The sequence below is a fragment of the Pseudomonas sp. B5(2017) genome, from assembly GCF_002112825.1.
In the GTDB taxonomy this organism is placed as follows: domain Bacteria; phylum Pseudomonadota; class Gammaproteobacteria; order Pseudomonadales; family Pseudomonadaceae; genus Aquipseudomonas; species Aquipseudomonas putida_Z.
This window is the reverse complement of record NZ_NEIR01000003.1, coordinates 173,377-190,522: the sequence shown is the minus strand read 5'-3', so window position 1 is coordinate 190,522 and position 17,146 is coordinate 173,377. Positions and strand designations below refer to the sequence as shown.

At 59.3% G+C, this 17,146-nt stretch carries 16 protein-coding genes; 1 reads left to right on the top strand and 15 read right to left on the bottom strand.

All coding sequences use genetic code 11. The features are described from left to right. Nucleotides 1–751: 751 nt before the first annotated feature. The 3 genes from CAG00_RS05925 to CAG00_RS05915 are packed head-to-tail and all read right to left on the bottom strand — an operon-like array spanning nt 752 to nt 4,059. Nucleotides 752–2,665, bottom strand: a complete 1,914-nt coding sequence (locus CAG00_RS05925) for a pyrroloquinoline quinone-dependent dehydrogenase (protein WP_158091142.1) — start codon at nt 2,663–2,665, stop codon at nt 752–754. Nucleotides 2,666–2,675: 10 nt separating this feature from the next. Further along, nucleotides 2,676–3,656 carry a flavin reductase gene (locus CAG00_RS05920; RefSeq protein ID WP_085663736.1) on the bottom strand — a complete coding sequence of 327 codons (981 nt, stop codon included), beginning with the start codon at nt 3,654–3,656 and terminating at the stop codon, nt 2,676–2,678. A gap of 52 nt (nt 3,657–3,708) precedes the next feature. Beyond that, nucleotides 3,709–4,059, bottom strand: a complete 351-nt coding sequence (locus CAG00_RS05915; RefSeq protein WP_085663735.1) for a VOC family protein — start codon at nt 4,057–4,059, stop codon at nt 3,709–3,711. Nucleotides 4,060–4,377: 318 nt separating this feature from the next. On the opposite strand from CAG00_RS05915, the gene CAG00_RS05910 reads away from it, so the two are divergent. Further along, nucleotides 4,378–5,532: a LuxR C-terminal-related transcriptional regulator gene (locus CAG00_RS05910; RefSeq protein ID WP_085663734.1), complete on the top strand. Its 1,155-nt coding sequence runs from the start codon at nt 4,378–4,380 to the stop codon at nt 5,530–5,532. Between the two features lie 19 nt (nt 5,533–5,551). On the opposite strand, the gene CAG00_RS05905 is transcribed toward CAG00_RS05910, so the two are convergent. The 12 genes from CAG00_RS05905 to CAG00_RS05850 all read right to left on the bottom strand — a co-directional run bounded on the left by CAG00_RS05905 (nt 5,552) and on the right by CAG00_RS05850 (nt 17,142). After that, on the bottom strand, nt 5,552–6,514 hold the full coding sequence (locus CAG00_RS05905) for an acetyltransferase (RefSeq protein ID WP_085663733.1): 963 nt from the start codon (nt 6,512–6,514) through the stop codon (nt 5,552–5,554). Then, nucleotides 6,511–6,993, bottom strand: coding sequence for an SRPBCC domain-containing protein (locus CAG00_RS05900; protein ID WP_085663732.1), 483 nt, complete (start codon nt 6,991–6,993; stop codon nt 6,511–6,513). The genes CAG00_RS05905 and CAG00_RS05900 overlap by 4 nt, the downstream gene beginning before the upstream one ends. Before the next feature lie 17 nt (nt 6,994–7,010). Next, nucleotides 7,011–7,805 carry an SDR family oxidoreductase gene (locus CAG00_RS05895; protein WP_085663731.1) on the bottom strand — a complete coding sequence of 265 codons (795 nt, stop codon included), beginning with the start codon at nt 7,803–7,805 and terminating at the stop codon, nt 7,011–7,013. 17 nt (nt 7,806–7,822) lie between these two features. Continuing rightward, nucleotides 7,823–9,010 carry a sulfotransferase gene (locus CAG00_RS05890; protein ID WP_085663730.1) on the bottom strand — a complete coding sequence of 396 codons (1,188 nt, stop codon included), beginning with the start codon at nt 9,008–9,010 and terminating at the stop codon, nt 7,823–7,825. Next, on the bottom strand, nt 9,007–10,119 hold the full coding sequence (locus CAG00_RS05885) for a DUF1214 domain-containing protein (RefSeq protein WP_085663729.1): 1,113 nt from the start codon (nt 10,117–10,119) through the stop codon (nt 9,007–9,009). The genes CAG00_RS05890 and CAG00_RS05885 overlap by 4 nt, the downstream gene beginning before the upstream one ends. A 161-nt stretch (nt 10,120–10,280) precedes the next feature. Then, nucleotides 10,281–11,324, bottom strand: coding sequence for a 4-hydroxy-2-oxovalerate aldolase (gene dmpG / locus CAG00_RS05880; RefSeq protein ID WP_085663728.1), 1,044 nt, complete (start codon nt 11,322–11,324; stop codon nt 10,281–10,283). Nucleotide 11,325: 1 nt separating this feature from the next. Beyond that, nucleotides 11,326–12,246 (bottom strand): acetaldehyde dehydrogenase (acetylating), encoded by a 921-nt coding sequence (locus CAG00_RS05875; RefSeq protein ID WP_085663727.1) that lies wholly within the window; start codon nt 12,244–12,246, stop codon nt 11,326–11,328. Nucleotides 12,247–12,277: 31 nt separating this feature from the next. After that, on the bottom strand, nt 12,278–13,066 hold the full coding sequence (locus CAG00_RS05870) for a fumarylacetoacetate hydrolase family protein (protein WP_085663726.1): 789 nt from the start codon (nt 13,064–13,066) through the stop codon (nt 12,278–12,280). A 9-nt stretch (nt 13,067–13,075) separates the two neighbouring features. Further along, nucleotides 13,076–13,894, bottom strand: a complete 819-nt coding sequence (locus tag CAG00_RS05865; RefSeq protein WP_085663725.1) for an alpha/beta fold hydrolase — start codon at nt 13,892–13,894, stop codon at nt 13,076–13,078. Nucleotides 13,895–14,025: 131 nt separating this feature from the next. Then, nucleotides 14,026–14,811: an enoyl-CoA hydratase/isomerase family protein gene (locus CAG00_RS05860; protein WP_085663724.1), complete on the bottom strand. Its 786-nt coding sequence runs from the start codon at nt 14,809–14,811 to the stop codon at nt 14,026–14,028. Beyond that, on the bottom strand, nt 14,808–16,082 hold the full coding sequence (locus tag CAG00_RS05855) for an acyl-CoA dehydrogenase family protein (protein ID WP_085663723.1): 1,275 nt from the start codon (nt 16,080–16,082) through the stop codon (nt 14,808–14,810). Before CAG00_RS05855 ends, CAG00_RS05860 begins: the two co-directional genes overlap by 4 nt. Before the next feature lie 28 nt (nt 16,083–16,110). Beyond that, nucleotides 16,111–17,142, bottom strand: a complete 1,032-nt coding sequence (locus CAG00_RS05850; RefSeq protein WP_085663722.1) for a phosphotransferase family protein — start codon at nt 17,140–17,142, stop codon at nt 16,111–16,113. Nucleotides 17,143–17,146 lie beyond the last annotated feature (4 nt).

The following is a 17,146-nucleotide window of genomic DNA, read 5'->3' as shown; positions in this document are numbered from 1 at the left end:
TGAGCGGTTGGCCCAAAGCCGTTACCCATGGGGGTAACGGCTTTTTTTGGGTTCTTCACGGAAACTTTGGAAAAGTGCGGCTTCAATTTAGCCGTCGTCAAGGTGGGGCGAGGGCTTCCAGATGAATGTGCCGGAACCTAGGTGGATGCACAGATCGAGCGCCTCTCGCGGGGCGCTCGATCTCGCAGCCGATAAAAATGTTGTGACAAGTACCTCCCATCCCAAGCTGGCCGGAACTGATGAGAGCGAGCAACGTTAACCGGCGACCACATGTCATCTGCGGGATCACCTTGGATTCGATAGGGCCGTATAGTGATCCCAGGATTCAAGCAGCGCTGCAAGAATTGCACGAGTCATTCTCGAGACAGGGCAGCGGAACTTTCAGGAGCTACCCCCGCGTGCTGCGGGGGATCAGACGGAGGAACGAGAACAGACGCTGTTCAGCGGAACATTCCGGCTATGTTCAATTGTCCCGGCGAGAAACACTGCTGGCCAGCCGATGAATAGGTGCAGACGACATAGGTTGGGGGGGCCGCTTGAGGAGTCCTAAGCATGAATACCAGCAAGGCCGCTGCGGCAACAGCCAGTAGAACCAGAGTGAAAGGGTGCACCTTTTTTATTGTTTTCATGACGCCTCCAACTAACACGTATGTCGCGAAGTAGGTAATGGCGGCACCTGCACGGGTGCAGACACAAGTACCGTTAGTTTCAGGCTAGCCAAGGGAGAAAAAGCTCGCATCGTTCATTTGGACTAGGGGCGCAGAGCAATGCGGCCAGGCAGGGCAAAAGCCATGACGTAGTCGCCTTGGCTGGTGCCCAGATGACGATGCCCACCAGCCGCGATTACCAAGTACTGCCGGCCATCGGCCTGGGCAATATAGCTCATCGGGGTAGCCTGCCCGCCGGCGGGCAGACGTGCCTTCCATAGTTCGCGGCCGCTTTGCGTGTCAAACGCCCGCAGGTAGTTGTCTGCGGCCGCGCCAATGAAGATCAAGCCGCTTGCGGTCACGATCGAGCCGCCTTGGTTGGGTACGCCCAGGTTCAAAGCCAGCCCCAAAGGCGCCAGGTCACGGGTAGTGCCGAAGGGGATTTCCCACAGGGTCTTGCGACTGCGCAGATCGATTGCTGTCAATACGCCCCACGGTGGCGCGGTGCAGGGGATGCCCAGCGCAGAAAGAAACGGGCTGTTCTGCACTGCATACGGAGTACCATGCGACGGGTTGTAGAGCGGTGTGCCTGCCTTGGCCAGCGCGTCCGCCTGTGCCCGTGGCAGCAAATTGACCACCGAGGCGATGCGATTGGTATTGGCCACAAGAATTTGGCGACGTGAGTCGATGCTGACACTGCCCCAACTGCTCGCACCTAGGTTGCTGGGATAGTTGATGGTGCCCTCGAGCGACGGCGGGGTAAACAGCCCCTCATGCCGGTAACGGCGAAATTCATGCAAACATAAGTATCGGTCCAGCGGCGTCAGCCCCCAGATATCATCTTCGCTCAAACGTTGCGGATGTAGCGCTGGCATCCCCGTGGAGAACGGCTGTGTAGGGGAGGCGCGCTCACCAGCGATAGAGCTTGCAGGTACTGGACGCTCTTGAACCTCGCTCAGCGGTTTACCGGTTCGTCTGTCCAGTACATACAACTGGCCGACCTTGGTCGCCTGTATCAGCGCAGGCTTGCCGTCAAACTCGGCGAGCACCGGCTGCGAGGCTACATCGTAGTCCCAGAGGTCGTGATGCACCGTCTGGAACGCCCAGCGCACAGTGCCAGTGGCGACGTCAAGAGCGACTACCGAACTGCTGTAGCGGTCTTCGCTGGCGCTGCGATTAGCCCCGTAATAGTCAGGTGAGCGGTTGCCGGTCGGAATGTAGATCAGCCCAAGCGAGGCGTCTGCGCTGAAAACTGACCAGGCATTGGGCGAACCTCTTTGGTTGCTGCGCCCGTCTGCGGCTCCAGCGTCCCACGCCCATAGCAGTGCACCCGTGCGAACATCGAACGCGCGCACCACGCCAGAGGGTACGTCGACCGACTGGTTGTCCAGCACCAGGCCGCCAACCACGACGACGTCGCCGACGACGGTTGGGGGTGAAGTAACACTGTAAAAGCCAGGTTTTACCTCTCCCAAAGACGCTTTCAGATCTACCTCACCGTTATCACCGAAGTCGCTGCAGCGTTTGCCGCTGTCGGCATCCAGAGCCAGTAACCGACCATCGAGAGTCGCGGCAATCACACGCCGCATGCATGCCCTACGTAAATTGGCATTGGTGGAGGGACCGACGTGCAACGCCACACCTCTGCAGGTCACCAGATAATGACCGCGGCTGTCGGTCTTTGCATCGAAACGCCAGCGTTGCCGGCCCGATGCCGCATTCAGAGCAATGATCACATTGTGCGGAGTGCACAGGTATAGGGTGTCGTCGAGCTTGACGGCGGTGCTTTCGAACGCAGGCAGGTTCATCGGATCTTGGACTTGATTGTCACCGGTTCGATAAACCCATGCGCGCTCGAGCAAATGCACGTTTTCTGGAGTGATCTGGGAGGCATTCACAAAGCGGGTGCCCGCCTGATCGCCACCGTAGTGCAGCCAGTCCTGGGCCGGTGACTGACTGGTGGAGCACAGTGCGGCGCAGGTCACCGCTAGTGCCAGACTAGTTTTGCGAGCGCGCACGTTCAGCCCCTTAAGGTTTGACCTCATCGCTGTCATCCCATGGATGAGCCAGCCCAGGATCGGTCTGGGTGATCAACTGTTTGAGCAGATTCTTCAGTGATACTGTCTCCCAGTAACCGAAGCGGTCCAGCACGTCGGCTTCCAGCGCCTTGGCTGCCGCGATAATGCGCAGGGTGGATTCCCGACCAGCGTCAGTCATGAAACAGCAGCCCGATTCGACCCTAATAAAACCTTTGTCACTCAGCCCCTGAATGATGGCTTCGGTAGCTTCGAAACCGGTGTAAGAAAACGAGCTGTTCAGATGTTCGAGATCGCGGCCATCCTTGACGCTCAGCACGCTGAGGAAGAAGTATTCGGTGTCACTCAACCCGTGGTTCAGAGCGTGCTGGCGAATCTGGCTGTAGAACTGGAAGTGTGCCCGTGCCAACAGATAGCCAATAAAGTCCTCGCTGAAGCTCGAGTCGATGTCATTGCCGCTTTTGGTCATCGACAGCGCAGCGCTCTTGCGTGTTGCTACTGCGTACTTTCCTCCTTGAAACACCAGCGGCGGCACCGGCTGATGATCGAAAGCCAGTACCTGACCGACGAAGATGATGTGGTCGCCGCCTTCGTACATGAACGAGGTACGGCACTGGATGCGTGTACAACAGTCCTTGAGCAATGGCACATTGCCGTTGCCGACTTCGTAGTCCACCCCGGCGAACTTGTCTTCAGCGCTCTTGGCAAAGCGGTTTGACAGATTTTCCTGGTCGGCGGAGAGGATATGCACGGCCCAGTGATCGCTGCTTTCAAATGCCTCGAGATTGCGTGACGTCTTGGCCAGGCTCCACAGCACCAGAGGGGGATCGAGTGACACCGAATTGAAACTGTTGGCGGTCAGGCCCACCGGTGTGCCGTCTGGCGCGCTGGTGGTGATGATGGTCACGCCAGTAGTGAATGTGCCCAAGGCACTACGGAATTCCTTGGGGTCGAAGGGAACGGATGCGTTCATGTTTAGCCTCGCTGACTTGTTGTTGTAAGGGCGTGGGTTGCGCCGCCGTGGGTCAGGCGCCCTGCAGCTTCTGCGAGATCACCAGTTGGAAGCACGACTGCGCGGGCTCCAGCACGGCGCGCCATTCATGTGGGCCTTGCTCAAGCGGGTGGCGCAGGGCAGCTCCGGCATTCATCAAGCGCTCGACAATGTTGTGGATGTCGTCCACAACCTCGATCACCAGGGCTGGGCGTTGCACGATTCGCTCCTGTTCACTGGCCAGGGTGAGGTTCATCGGCACCGCCTCGAATGCTGCATAACGCTGCTCGTCGCGGAACTTCAGCGCGAGCCCCAGTTCGTTCTGCAACAGGGCAATGGCGGGGTCTAGCTCTGGAACGGGGATCAACACGGCTTTGAGTTTCATTGTTATGCACTCGTACTCGGACAGGCACAGCGTACGTAGACGCTGATAGCCTTTTCATCGTCCGATGAGACTACCGCTAAGCCCGCACCGAGGCTGACGCAGAGCGGAACATCGTCTAAATGAACGATCCCCGTTGCACAACCCAGGGCTACAGTGGTATCCGTAGCTGACATTTTGAACCCGCTACCTGTAGTAGAACTGCTTGACTCCACAATAAGAACAAGTCGGAGAAACAGTATGAGACTCGCTTGGCCTGAACCTCCTTGCGCTGCTGCATTGCCTGCACCTATCGTACCCGCTGAGCTGGATAAGCCTGAAATGACCAGTCGGCCTGTAGATGTCTTCTCCCGCAGCGGGCTGTCTATCCAGGCATTCGACGGCTTGCTGGCGCACATCTACCAGGGACCACTAGAGAACCTCCCCTGGTCCACTTCGCTGAATGCTCTGCGTGATCTGCTCGACGCCAATTGGGTGACGTTGATCCTGCGCCCGGCTTCGGACCGCAACGAAGCCTTGATCATCAATGCCGGGCCGGACGGAGCCTTTATGGAGACCGGCAAATTCAGCAGCCGCACCGCCTTTACCCTCGACCCGTTCGTTGGCCTGCCGCCGGAGAAGGTACTTACTGTCGAGGAGATGATTGGTGCCAGCGACTGGCACACCAGCGACTTCTACAAGCAGTTTGTCGAGCCTTACGACATTCGATATTTACTTGGTGCGGACATCTTTACTCAGGATGGTTCCGAGTGCCGCTTCCGGGTTTGCCGCAGCCACGCCTCAAGCTCGTTCAATGACCGCGATCGGGCGATCTGCGAGTCACTGTTGCCGCATCTTAAACGCTCGATCGAACTGCACTGCCGGCTGGATCACATCGAATCGGAGCGGCGCCTGTATGCCAGCGCGGTTGACAGGATGATGCTGGGCACGGTGGTGTTCGACGAAACCGGCACGGTGATGAAGACCAATAAGGTAGCCGAGGATATCCTGCGCTCCCACGATGGTATCCAGCTCTCCAATGGCTCGCTGGAAGCCAAGTACTCCAACGAAAACCGGGTTTTGCAGCAGTACATTCGCCAAGCGCTGGAAACCCCCTCGCAGGCGCCCCAGGCAATGTCCATTACACGCCCATCTGGATTGGCCAAGTTTGGTGTGGCGGTAAGATCAGTACCTTTGAGTGAATGGTCGGAGGGTCGCCATCGGCCCGCAGTGATGGTGTTTCTGCGTGACCCGGAACACAAATACCAGGCATCACCGGATGCGATTCAGTCCCTGTTCGAGCTGACCCCGGCAGAGGCCTCGTTGGCGTTGCTGCTCGCCGATGGCATGACTTTGGAAGAGGCCGCAGATGAACTGAACATCCGCAAGAATACGGCCAGGGCTCACCTGCGTTCGATCTTCTCCAAGACCGGGGTCACCCGGCAGACGGCGCTGGTACGCCTGCTGCTCGGCAGTTTCACTCCGAATAACGAATGAACAGGTGCGGTACGGCCCCTCAGGGGGCCGTGAACTCGGTTTCGAATTGGCTAATAAAACAATCAAGCGAGCTCTCGGACAGCAGGTTGATACCTGCTGCGCCGCGGCGGCCGCCTCCGGTTGGGAAGCGCCGGCAAAACTCGTCAGCGGCCAGTGGGCTGTCTGCTGGTACCCGCAAACTGACGGTGTATCCGCCACTGAAGCGAGGCGACAGTATCGCAACCGCATGACCTGGGTGCGCCAGCATCAACTCGTTGGCCAGCACACCGATTGCGCGACGGGCCCAGGCTTGATCCGGCAGCATTACCACCATGGACGCCGCGCCTTGACGCAGTGGTTGAAGTTGCCGGGCGAGCGCCATGTCCTGTTCGTAACCGGCACTCAGGGCTGCGAATACATCCGATTCCTGCATGAATGCAAGTGGGTCTTGATAGGGCAGCATAGCCTCCGCCAGTGCTGCCGGATCGAAGTGCAGATCTTCGAGCCTTTCGCCGTAGGCGTTGTAGTTGAGATAGATGCCCAGCTTTTCTAGGCGCTGGCAGTGCTGCTGGTCATAGCCTGCCTGCACCGCCATCCCCTCAGCCACCTTGCGCAGGCTGTCACCATAGGCGGCGACAATGGCCCATGGGTGATGTCTTGCCTTGAGATAGCGATCCACCAAGATGCTGCTACACACATCGGTGGCGATGTCGATGCAGGCTGCGAAGTGCGGCAGGTTGGGTAGCTCACCAGCAAAATGGTGATCGAAATATCGCACGCTGACGCCGCGTTCGAGCAAGCTCAGCAAGCCCTCACGATTGCTATCCAGGGAAATGTCCAAGGCAATCACTTCATCGCCGCGGTATGCTTGAACCCGTTCCAGCAGTTTGATATCGCGCTTGATGCCGGTGACCAATAGCGCCTCACCCGGCTCCGCAAGCCTGAGCTGCTGTAGTGCACACAATCCGTCGGCGTCCCCGTTGAATGCATAGATCCGGGTCATACCTGGCCACCCTGCTGCGCGGCGTACTTGGCTTCGGCGTGATGTTTAAGGGCATCAGCTAAGGCATCGAAGCTGTGCTGCACCCAATCGCCAAACTGTTCGGTGATCCGATCAGCGTTAAGGCCGAGAAACAGATCGGTGGTGAAATAACGGCATCGATCGGCACCAACCGCCTCAATGTACTGATCCCGCCGCGCCGCATCCTTGGAGGTTTCGCTGGGTCTTTGCTCCCATGACAATAGCAAACCCGGTTCCTTGGCTACCAGGTACTCGACAACACAGAAGCGCTGCCCAGGGTTGGCGGGGTCAGCAATGTACAGGTTTACAGGGTCACCCACCTCCAGGCTGGATTCGACCGCAACGGTGAACGGATTCCAGTCGCCATAACCGGGCAGGTCGACCAGGATATCCCACACAAACTCAGCGGGAGCAGCGATCTCAACGGTTTTGGAGGTGATCAGGTTTTTTGCTTTGCTCATGGGTATCGCTCCGCTGATTAAGGGGCCATGTACTCGCCGCCATTGATGTCCAGCCAGGCGCCTGTGACGGCGCTGGTGTAGTCGGACACGAGCAGCAGTGCTGCCTTTGCGCAATCCTCGTCGGTCGGAATGCTGCCCATGGGGATGTTGCTTGCCACTGCTGCTTTCTGCTCGTCAACGCTCAGCCCTTGCTGCCGCTCGACCTGTTGCATGTATTGCTCCACTGGGGTGCCCCACATCCAGCCCATCGCCGCGGTGTTGATACGCACACCAAAGGGCGCATATTCCTGGGCCATATAGCGCACGGCTGTAGCCAGGGCGCTTTTCGATGCGGCGTAGCCGCCTTGGCCCAGCAGCGGCTTGCGCGTGACCATCGAGTTGATCATGACCATGGCACCACCGCCTTGCGCTTTCATTTGCGCAGCCACTTCTAGGGCCAGGTTCATGGTGCCGAACACGTTGGTCTGGAAGATCGCGTTCCAACCCTGGGTGCCGTTGCTTTGCAGGTTGCCCATGACATCGCCGGGGTTGTAGGCGCTATTGACCAGGCAGTCAATACGCCCGAATTGGTCTACTGTGCGCTTGACCAGGGCGCGACACTGCTCGACATCAAGGATGTCGGTCGGCCATTCAAGCACCTCGCAGTCAGTCCCCAGGGTGTCTATCCGTTGGTGGGCGTCCTGCAGTTTTGCTGCACTGCGGGCGGCTAGAACCACGCCCCGCGCACCACCGCGCACAGCCTCGAGCGCAAGCTTGACGCCAAGCCCCGGTCCGATCCCTGAAATAACAACAACTTTGCCTTGCAAAATCATGATGGACGATTCCCTGATTAAGCGCTTTTCACCAAGCGTGGAAGAATGTGGCGAGCACGATAGGCGGCAAAGTCCTGCTCAAGCTGATCTCGACGCAGGCCCATCTTCTCCATTGAATACTCATGAGCTGCGCGTTTATCGCGGCTGCTGTCGGCCAGCCAGTTGCGCATCTGTGCTTCGATCTCGGTGGTCAGCTCCATCCCGATGAAGGGGTAGATCTTCTGGATGACTTCAAGGGGCTTGGCCACTGCATCCAGGTACCACACGTCAAGAAAGTGGTCGTCAGGCAAGCTGTCGCGCACTGCGAGGGCGTCTTTGAGGCCCTTGGCAAACTTTGCTGACCAGATTTTCGCGGCCTGGCGCGGGTCTGCCTCATCGCTGAACACGCCCCAGATGGTGTGGGCAAAGCTGCTCATCGACGGGATGGTTTCGAGCGGGTCGCGGTGGGTCTGAATGATCCGTGCGCTTGGGAAAACCTTGAACAAGGTGTCCATTGCATGAGTGTGGTGCGGCGCCTTGAGTACCCAGCGCTGTGCAACCACACCGCGTTGGCGTTTCTGCCACTGGAGGAACTGCAGCTGCTTCTTCAGGTACAGGTAAGCCGGGGCCTGGTCTTGCGTGCCGAGCCAGTCGGTATAGTCAGGGACGTTGGCGTAGGCGTACATGGCACTGAGAAAGGAGTGTTCCATGAGCACGACTTCTTCGTCGCACAGTTCTGCATCCAGCGGGTGCATGGTCAACAACTCAGGCATGGCCTCGATCATCATCGCCACTTCACGCCTGGCCATGTCGATGCGTGGGTCAACTTTGCCGGCCTGGGCATCACGCAGCGGAGCAGGGTAGCGAACCTCCCACCAAGCAGGGGTGTAAAACCGTGGGTCTTGGGCCAGCACACGGTGGAGCATGGTGGTGCCAGTGCGCGGCAGGCCGACAATGACCACTGGGTCCTGGATCTGCTCCTGCAAAATCTCTGGGTAACGCTTCAGGTAGTCCTCCAGTACCAGCCGTGAGCCAAGGCTTTCGATCAAACGCTCGGCAAACAAAGGTCCACCGGTGGCGGACAGCTTGCCTTGGCGGTTGATATCGGCCACTAGGGCTTCCAGTCCGGCGCGAAAGCTGGGGTCGCCAAAATCTGTAAGGCCAGGGTTGCGCTGTAATGCCGCAGCCAGCAGTTGTTCAGTGTCCAGTGGCAGGGGAGAGGTCATGATGAACGTCCTTGCAAGAAGTCGGAAAGTTTTGCAACCCGGGTTTGTGGGTGGACCGGTTCGGTTACGCCGATCCAGCGCATGCAAAGCGTGCCATTGACATGGCCGGCTGTTTGCAGCCAGTTGGCAGCACCGGGGGAGGTGTGGGCCAGCACCATCGTCACGCTGCCATCCGGGTTGACCACGGCAGAGTGCTGGTTGCAGGCGATTCGGAAGTAGCGGTAGTCCAGAGACTCCATCCAGTAGTTGTTGATCTGGAGGTTCCAGTATTCGCAGGCAGGTACTCGCGGCAGCTCGATGAGCAACACCTCGTCTTGGGCCAAGGCCCACTGCGAGTGGTAGTAGAAGATGTTCGGATCGCCGCCGAGCTTCTGGCACAGTGCCTGGTCAGCAGGGGGCAGCTGATTGATGTGTGGCTGGTAGCTCTGCGCCCAATCGGCGAAGGTGGTGGCGGTGTTTTCGACAAAACGTGCTGCGCGCAGCAGGTTGTCGCGCAACTGTGCGGGTTGCAACACTGGTGGTTGTTGATCGTGATTGATCCGTTGGATTTTCACCTGCGCGGGTTGCGCTGCCGAGCGGTCAAGAAACACCTGGCGGATGAGCAGTTGCACGCTGTCCGCTTCGATCTGCAGCCAGTTGGCCGGGTGCGGGTGCTGACTGACGATCAGTTCAAAGCTGCCATCGTCGGCGAATTGGAGCTGGTTGCTGTCGATGAATCCGCCGGCCTCAAGGCTTGCAGTGCGCTCGTAGCCGCCACGCTTGCTGCTGAAATTGATGGTTGCCGCGCCACCACGGTGGCCACTGACTTTATAGTCATAACGGCCGTCGATGGCTGCCGCGAGGTAGCCCATGTCCGGGTTGTCAGCGCCAATTTTTGCGGTTTCGTGGGAAGGGACCATAAATACGGGAAAGTCTGGGGTGCCACCTTCAACCAGCATTTCCAGGCCGAGACGAGCCAGGCGACTTAGATAACGAACGCCCTCCGCCTGATTGAAGTCGTCTTGCGGGGCTTCTGGGCGACGCAGTACAGCGCCTGCCTGCTTCAACGCGTCACAGTAGCTTTCCCAGGCACGTTGATTGTCATTGAATGACTCTGTTGGATGCGCCACCGCTGTGCTCCTCGGGCAGATGTTGATGCGCCCAGAGTAGGAAACAGGTCAAGTTCAATCATCGTCCTTTCGGACTAAACTGGTATGGCGGCTGACTATAAGCGGCACCGCAAATAAAAAAGCCCCCGGCGCTTGCGTGGAGCGCCGGGGGCTGTGGTGGGTCAGGCGTTGCTTTCGGCCTGCTTGCTGCGCGCGCGCGCCATGTCCATGGCGGTGTCTTCAATCATGTCTTCCTGGCCCCCAACCATGCCTCGCGCGCCCAATTCGACAAGAATGTCGCGTGCACTCACGCCATATTTTGCTTCAGCGCGCTTGGCGAACAGCAGGAATGATGAGTACACACCCGCATAGCCCAGGGTCAACGAGTCGCGGTCAATCCTGACCATATGGTCCATCATCGGCAATACAATGTCTTCGGCGACATCCATGATCTTGTACAGGTCCACCCCGGTTTCAATGCCCATGCGGTTGCACACGGCAACAAACACTTCCAGTGGCGTGTTGCCGGCACCGGCGCCCAGGCCATTGGTGGAGCCATCGATGCGCGAGGCCCCGGCTTCGATTGCTGCCAGTGAGTTGGCGATCCCCATGGCCATATTGTGATGGCCATGGAAGCCGATTTCGGTGCCTGGCTGCAGTGCCTTGCGCAGCGCGGCGATGCGCACTGTGACGTCTTGCGGAAGCATGAAACCGGCAGAGTCGGTGACGTAGATGCAATTGGCGCCGTATGACTCCATCAGCAATGCCTGGCTGAGCAGCTGCTCAGGGGTAACCATGTGCGCCATCATCAGAAAACCAACGGTGTCCATCTCCAGCTTTCGTGCCAGAGCAATGTGCTGTTCGGAGACATCGGCTTCGGTGCAGTGAGTGGCAATACGGATGGTGTGAACGCCAAGATCCTTGGCCATGCGCAGGTGATCGACCGTACCAATGCCCGGCAGTAGCAATGCAGAAGCCTTGGAATGCTTGAGCTCGCCGATGACAGCGCTCAGGTACTCCTCATCGCTGTGTGCCGGGAAGCCATAATTGACCGACGCACCGCCCAGTCCGTCCCCATGAGTAACCTCCAAAAGAGGCATGCCGGCATCATCGAGGCCGCGCGCTACCGCGCGCATCTGCTCCAGGGAAATCTGATGGCGCTTGGGATGCATCCCATCGCGCAGAGTATTGTCATGCAGAGTGATTTTCTTGCCTTGCAGGTTCATATCAGGCCTCCACGGCGGCTTGGGCTTGCAGAGTCAGGTCACCGCTGAGAATTTTTTCGGCGTACAGTTCGGCCGTGCGTGCAGCAGCGGCGGTCATGATGTCGAGGTTGCCGGCGTACTTGGGCAGATAGTCACCCAATCCTTCGACTTCCATGAAGATCGACACGCGGTTGCCATCGAACACTGGACCATTCTTCAGGCGGTAGCCCGGTACGTATTTCTGTACCTCGGCAATCATCTTGTGCACCGACGCGGTGATTGACGCCTGGTCAGGCGTTTGTTCAGTCAGGCAATGAATGGTGTCGCGCATGATCATCGGCGGCTCGGCCGGGTTGATGACGATGATTGCCTTACCCTTGGCGGCGCCGCCGACTCGTTCGATAGCGCCGGCAGTGGTGCGGGTGAACTCGTCGATGTTCTTGCGTGTGCCTGGCCCGACAGAGCGCGAGGAAACCGTTGCAACGATTTCACCGTAGGTGACGGTTTGTACGCGGGATACCGCAGCTACCATGGGGATGGTCGCCTGGCCACCGCACGTAACCATGTTGACGTTCATTTGACGCTGGCCGACTTGATCATGCAGGTTGACCGACGGCACGCAATAGGGCCCGATAGCCGCGGGGGTGAGGTCGATCATGAGCACGCCAAGGGCGTTGAGCTTGCGCGAGTTCTCGGCGTGCACGTAAGCCGAGGTGGCGTCGAAGGCAATCTGAATCTCGTCGGCCAGAACATGTGGCAGCAGGCCGTCAACACCTTGGTCGGTGACTTTCAGGCCCATCTCCCGCGCCCGCGCCAGGCCGTCGGAGGCGGGATCGATACCGACCATCCAGACCGCTTCGAGCACGTCGCTGCGTTGCAGTTTGTAGAGCAGGTCGGTGCCGATGTTGCCAGGGCCGATCACGGCGCATCTTATTTTTTTCATGCTGTGGCTCCAATAAACGTGGAAGGTAGGATCATTCGGTGAAGCTGACCGATGCTGTGCCCAGGCCTTCGATGGTCAGTTCGAACCGATCGCCAGCGCGGGCCGGTACCAGCGGCGCCAAGGAGCCGGAGAGAATGATTTCGCCGGCACGAAACGGGATGCCGTGGCGCCCCAGGGTATTCGCCAGCCAGGCCACGGCCTCGGCGGGGTGGCCTTGCACTGCACTGCCCAGGCCGCTACCGGCGGGCTTGCCGTTGCAGAACATGTCCAGCCGCACCTGTTCAAGCGCCAGTTCACGAGGCGGTGTGCGCTGGTTGCCCAACACGAACACGCCACAGGAAGCGTTGTCTGCCACCGTGTCCTGAATGCGGATTTGCCAATCGTGGATCCGCGAGTCCACGATCTCGAAACAGGGCAGCACATAGTCGGTTGCGTCGAGGACATCCTCGCGGGAGACGGGGCCGGTGAGGTCGTGCTTGAGCACGAAAGCGATCTCACCTTCGGCCCGCGGCTGAATCAAACCGGCCTGGGACAGGCTGATAGCGGCGCCATCGGGGTAGTGCATGGCATCGGTGAGAAAGCCGAAGTCGGGTTGATGCACGTCGAGCATGTCCTGCACCGCTTTACTGGTGACGCCGATTTTCTTGCCGACGATGCGTTCCCCCAGCGCCTCGCGGCGTTTGAGCATCCCCAGCGAAATCTGGTAGGCGTGGTCCAATGTCAGGCCTGGGTAGCGCTGAGTGAGCGGGACGATGGTGTGCCTCTGAGTGAGTGCGCCGAACAGCTCGTCGCTCAATGCGGCGATGATGTGGTTATCCATGATGATGCCTCAGCCGTGTTGAAGAAAATCCAGGCAGGTGCGGTTGAACAGGTCGCGGTGCTCAACCATGACCCAATGCCCGCACTGATTGACCAGCACGAAGCGCGCATTGGCACATGCCTGAAGCATCTTCATGGCGCCGCTGGCAGGGCAGAATTTGTCATCAGTGCCCCAGAATCCAAGAATCGGGCACTGCAGTTCGGCCAGGCGTTCGCTGAGGTTGGGTACGCGCATGGTTGCCAGCACGTTCTTGGGTTGTGCAGCGCAGATGGGCACGCGCTGATCCAGCAGCTTGTCACTGATCAGCGCCGGATCGTAGACCAGGATCGACAGCAGCCTGCGCATGCCCTCGCGGTCCAGCACGCCGTCTGCAAAATCCTGCATCATTCGCTGGATACCTTCCATCTGGAAGTACACCTCACGCTCCTCCAACCCACCTGGCCCCATCACTATCAGACGAGACACGGCCGCGGGATGATCCAGTGCGTACTTGATGGCAATTGCGCCGCCCAGGGAGTTACCGACCAGCGCGCAGCGCGTTACACCGATGCCTTGTAGAAAGCCGTGCAGGGTCTGCACAAAGAAGTCGAGCACGTAGTCGACATCGTCCGGCTTGGACGAAAGCCCGTAGCCCGGCAGATCAAGCACAATGGTGCGATAGCCGTGGTCGTTGAACCAGGCGAAGTTGTCCTGGAAGTTGCTGAACCCGCTCGCCCCCGGGCCGCTGCCGTGGATAAATACCAGGGTTTCGCCCTGGCCATGATCGAAGTAGTTGATGTCCAGCCCGCTTGCGGTCCGGAAGGTATGGCCTTTAGGTATAGGGGTCATCGCAACGCCTTTTCAGAGTGGCCTCAGGCAAGAGCAGGCCGCAGCCTGCAATCGCCCGTTTGTTACATCATCAGCAATGGCGTTGCGCGCAGCATCGTCTGTTCAGACTAACGACATCAGACTGGCAGGCCTCAGCTCCCGGTAAAGCGTGCCGGTTGCCGCTGGAAGAACGCCTCGACGCCCAAGGCGAAGTCACGGCTGCCCGCGCATGCGCAAAAGGCTTCGCACTCAGCATTGAGGTGGGTACGCAGGTCGTTCTGCAGCGCCTGGCGCAGTAGACGCCTGGTCTGACCGAGGGCGAAGGTCGGGGCGGCGGCAAGGCGCTTGATCAAGGCTTCGGTCTGAACGACTAGAGCGTCATCGGCAATGACCTGACCAACCAGGCCCAGGCGCAGCGCTTCTTCGGCGTCAAACGGCTCACTCAACATCAGTAGCTCGAGGGCTTTGTGCAGGCCGACGACTCTGGGCAAGTGCCAGGAACCGGAGGCATCGGGGCTGGCGCCGATGCCGCAATAGGCAAAATTGAAGCGCGTGGTTTGCCCGGTCAGAATGAAGTCGCACGCCAGGGCGATGCTGATGCCAGCGCCCGCGACCACTCCGTGTAGTTGCGCGACCACCGGAATCTCCAGCTCCGAGAGCAATGCAATGGCTTCGTGCAGGGGGGATATCAGTGCTCTGGCGCGCACGGCTGAGTCGCTTTTCAGGCTTGCCAGATCGCCGCCGGCCATGAACCCCCGTCCGGCCCCATGCAGGTGCAGTACGCGCACGCCTGCCTGGCGCTGTACGGCCAGCAATGCATCACGCAGGGCCATGGCCATTTCCACGTTGATGGCATTGAGCGACGCGGGGCGGTTGAACTGGATCCGCGCAATGCCGGCTTCGACGGTCAGAATGACGGATTGATCATGTTCACTCATGAGCGCTTGCCTCCCAGCGCTGTCTGCCCCTGACCCGGCGTCAGATACAGGGCGGTTGTACCGAGGCGTTGCTTGGCGTTTGCCAGCTCCTGCTTGGCGACAGTGCGCAAGTGGACCTCATCAGGCCCGTCAATGAAATGCAGAGCCCGGCCCCACGTCCAGAGAAACGCCAACGGTGTGTCTGCGGTCATGCCCATGGCGCCGAATACCTGGATGGCACGGTCAAGCACGCGGGTCTGCAGGCGTGCGGCGACCAGTTTGATCGCTGAAACATCTACCCGGGCACTGGCATTGCCCAAACGGTCGATGGTGTCGGCTGCACGCAGCACCAGCAGCCGCGCCTGGTCGATCTCGACCCGTGACTCGGCGATCCAGTCGCGCACGTTGGAATAGTCCGCCAGGTGCCTGCCGAACGCCTTGCGCTCGAGCGCCCGGGCGCACATCAGTTCCAGCGCCAGCTCACACTGGCCGATGGTACGCATGCAGTGGTGGATGCGGCCTGGGCCGAGGCGCGCCTGAGCCAGGGCAAAGCCTTTGCCTTCTTCGCCCAGTAGGTGGTCGAGTGGTACCCGTACGTCGCGCAACAGCACCTCGCAGTGGCCTTCTACCGAGTAGTGATGCATCAGCGGCACATTGCGCACGATCTCAACCCCGGGGGTGTCCATCGGCACCAGGAGCATGGTGTGACTCTGATGGCTGGGCCCATCCTCGGCGTTTTTGCCGAGCACAATCATCAACTTGCAATTGGGGTGCAGGGCCCCGGTGGTGAACCATTTGCGCCCGTTGATGCGGTAGTGGTCGTTTTCACGCTGGATCAGCGTGGCAATGTTGGTGGCGTCGGAGGAGGCAACATCCGGCTCGGTCATGGCAAAGCATGAGCGAATCTCTCCGTCCAGCAGCGGCTTCAGCCACCGCTGGTATTGCTCCGGTGTGGCGGCAAGGTGCAGCAGCTCCATGTTTCCCGAGTCGGGGGCGTTGCAGTTGAACACTTCCGCAGCCCAAGGCAGTCTGCCCATGATCTCCGACAGCGGAGCGTACTCGAGGTTACTCAGGCGGGTGCCGGGCTCGCCGGCCCGCAACGCCGGCAGAAACAAATTCCACAGGCCTTCATCGCGAGCCAGGGCTTTAAGGTCGTTGATCAGTTCCAGGGGGTAGACGCCTTGTTCTGATTGCTCCAGCCAGCGCCCATTGGCCGGCAACAGGTAGCGATCAAAAAATTCTTGCAGGCGTTGCTGCAACTGAACCACGTGGTCAGGGTACTGAAAATTCATGCTGGCTCCATTGTTGGGCGAGGGGTGGTCAGAGCAGGTCAAGCAGTGCCAGGCCGCGACGGGCGAACGCTGTGCCCAAGTGGCTGACATCCGAGGCGTTCGCCGACGCTGCTGTCCCCAGTCGAGCGCGCGCAGCAATGCCTTCAAAAATTACGGCGAGGCGGAACAACGCGAAAGCAAAGTGGAACGGCTCAGCCATGCCCTGTTCGGGTACTTGTTGGTAATACAGCGCCAGATATTGCGGCAACTCGGCAATACCCAGGGCGGACAAATCAAGCCCGCGTAAGCCGCCGTACTCTTCTGGGAGGGTCTCCCAAGCGATGCAGTTGTAGGCGAGGTCTGCCAATGGATGGCCAAGTGTTGACAGTTCCCAGTCGAGCACGCCGATGACCCGCGGTTCGGTTGGATGAAACATCAGATTGCCCATGCGAAAGTCCCCATGACACAGCCGGGTGGTTGTATCGGCAGGTACGTGGGCGCGCAGCCAATGCAACAGCGGTGTGATATAGGGGTTGTGGGCCTGCTCAGCGGCCTCCCACTGGTTACCCCAACGGTTCAACTGTCGTGAAAAATAGTTCCCGTTGCGGCCAAAATCGCTGAGACCGACGGCGTCGATATCAACCTTGTGCAGGCTGGCCAGCGTATGTGCCATAGATTGGTACATTGTCCAGCGATCGCCGGCTGGTGCTTGAGCCAGTTGGTAATCGGAGAACACTCGGCCGTGCAAGCGCTCCATCACATAGAAGGGGGTACCCACCACGTCGTCATCGCCGTGAAACAGTAGCGCCTTGGGCACCGGTACGTCGCTGTTGGCCAATGCAGTGATGACGCGATATTCGCGGTCAACGGCATGGGCTGAAGGCAGGATTTCTCCGGCAGGCTTTTTGCGCAGTACCATCTGGCGATTGGCGTAATTGATAAAGAAGGTGGGGTTGGATTGGCCTCCGCCGATACGCTCCAGTTGCATTTCGCCGCATGTGCCTGGCAGGGTGTCACGCAGAAAGGCGTCTAGCCGGCTGAGGCTGAACTCGGTGAAAGGCTGTTGGCTGTTGCTGGTCATCAAA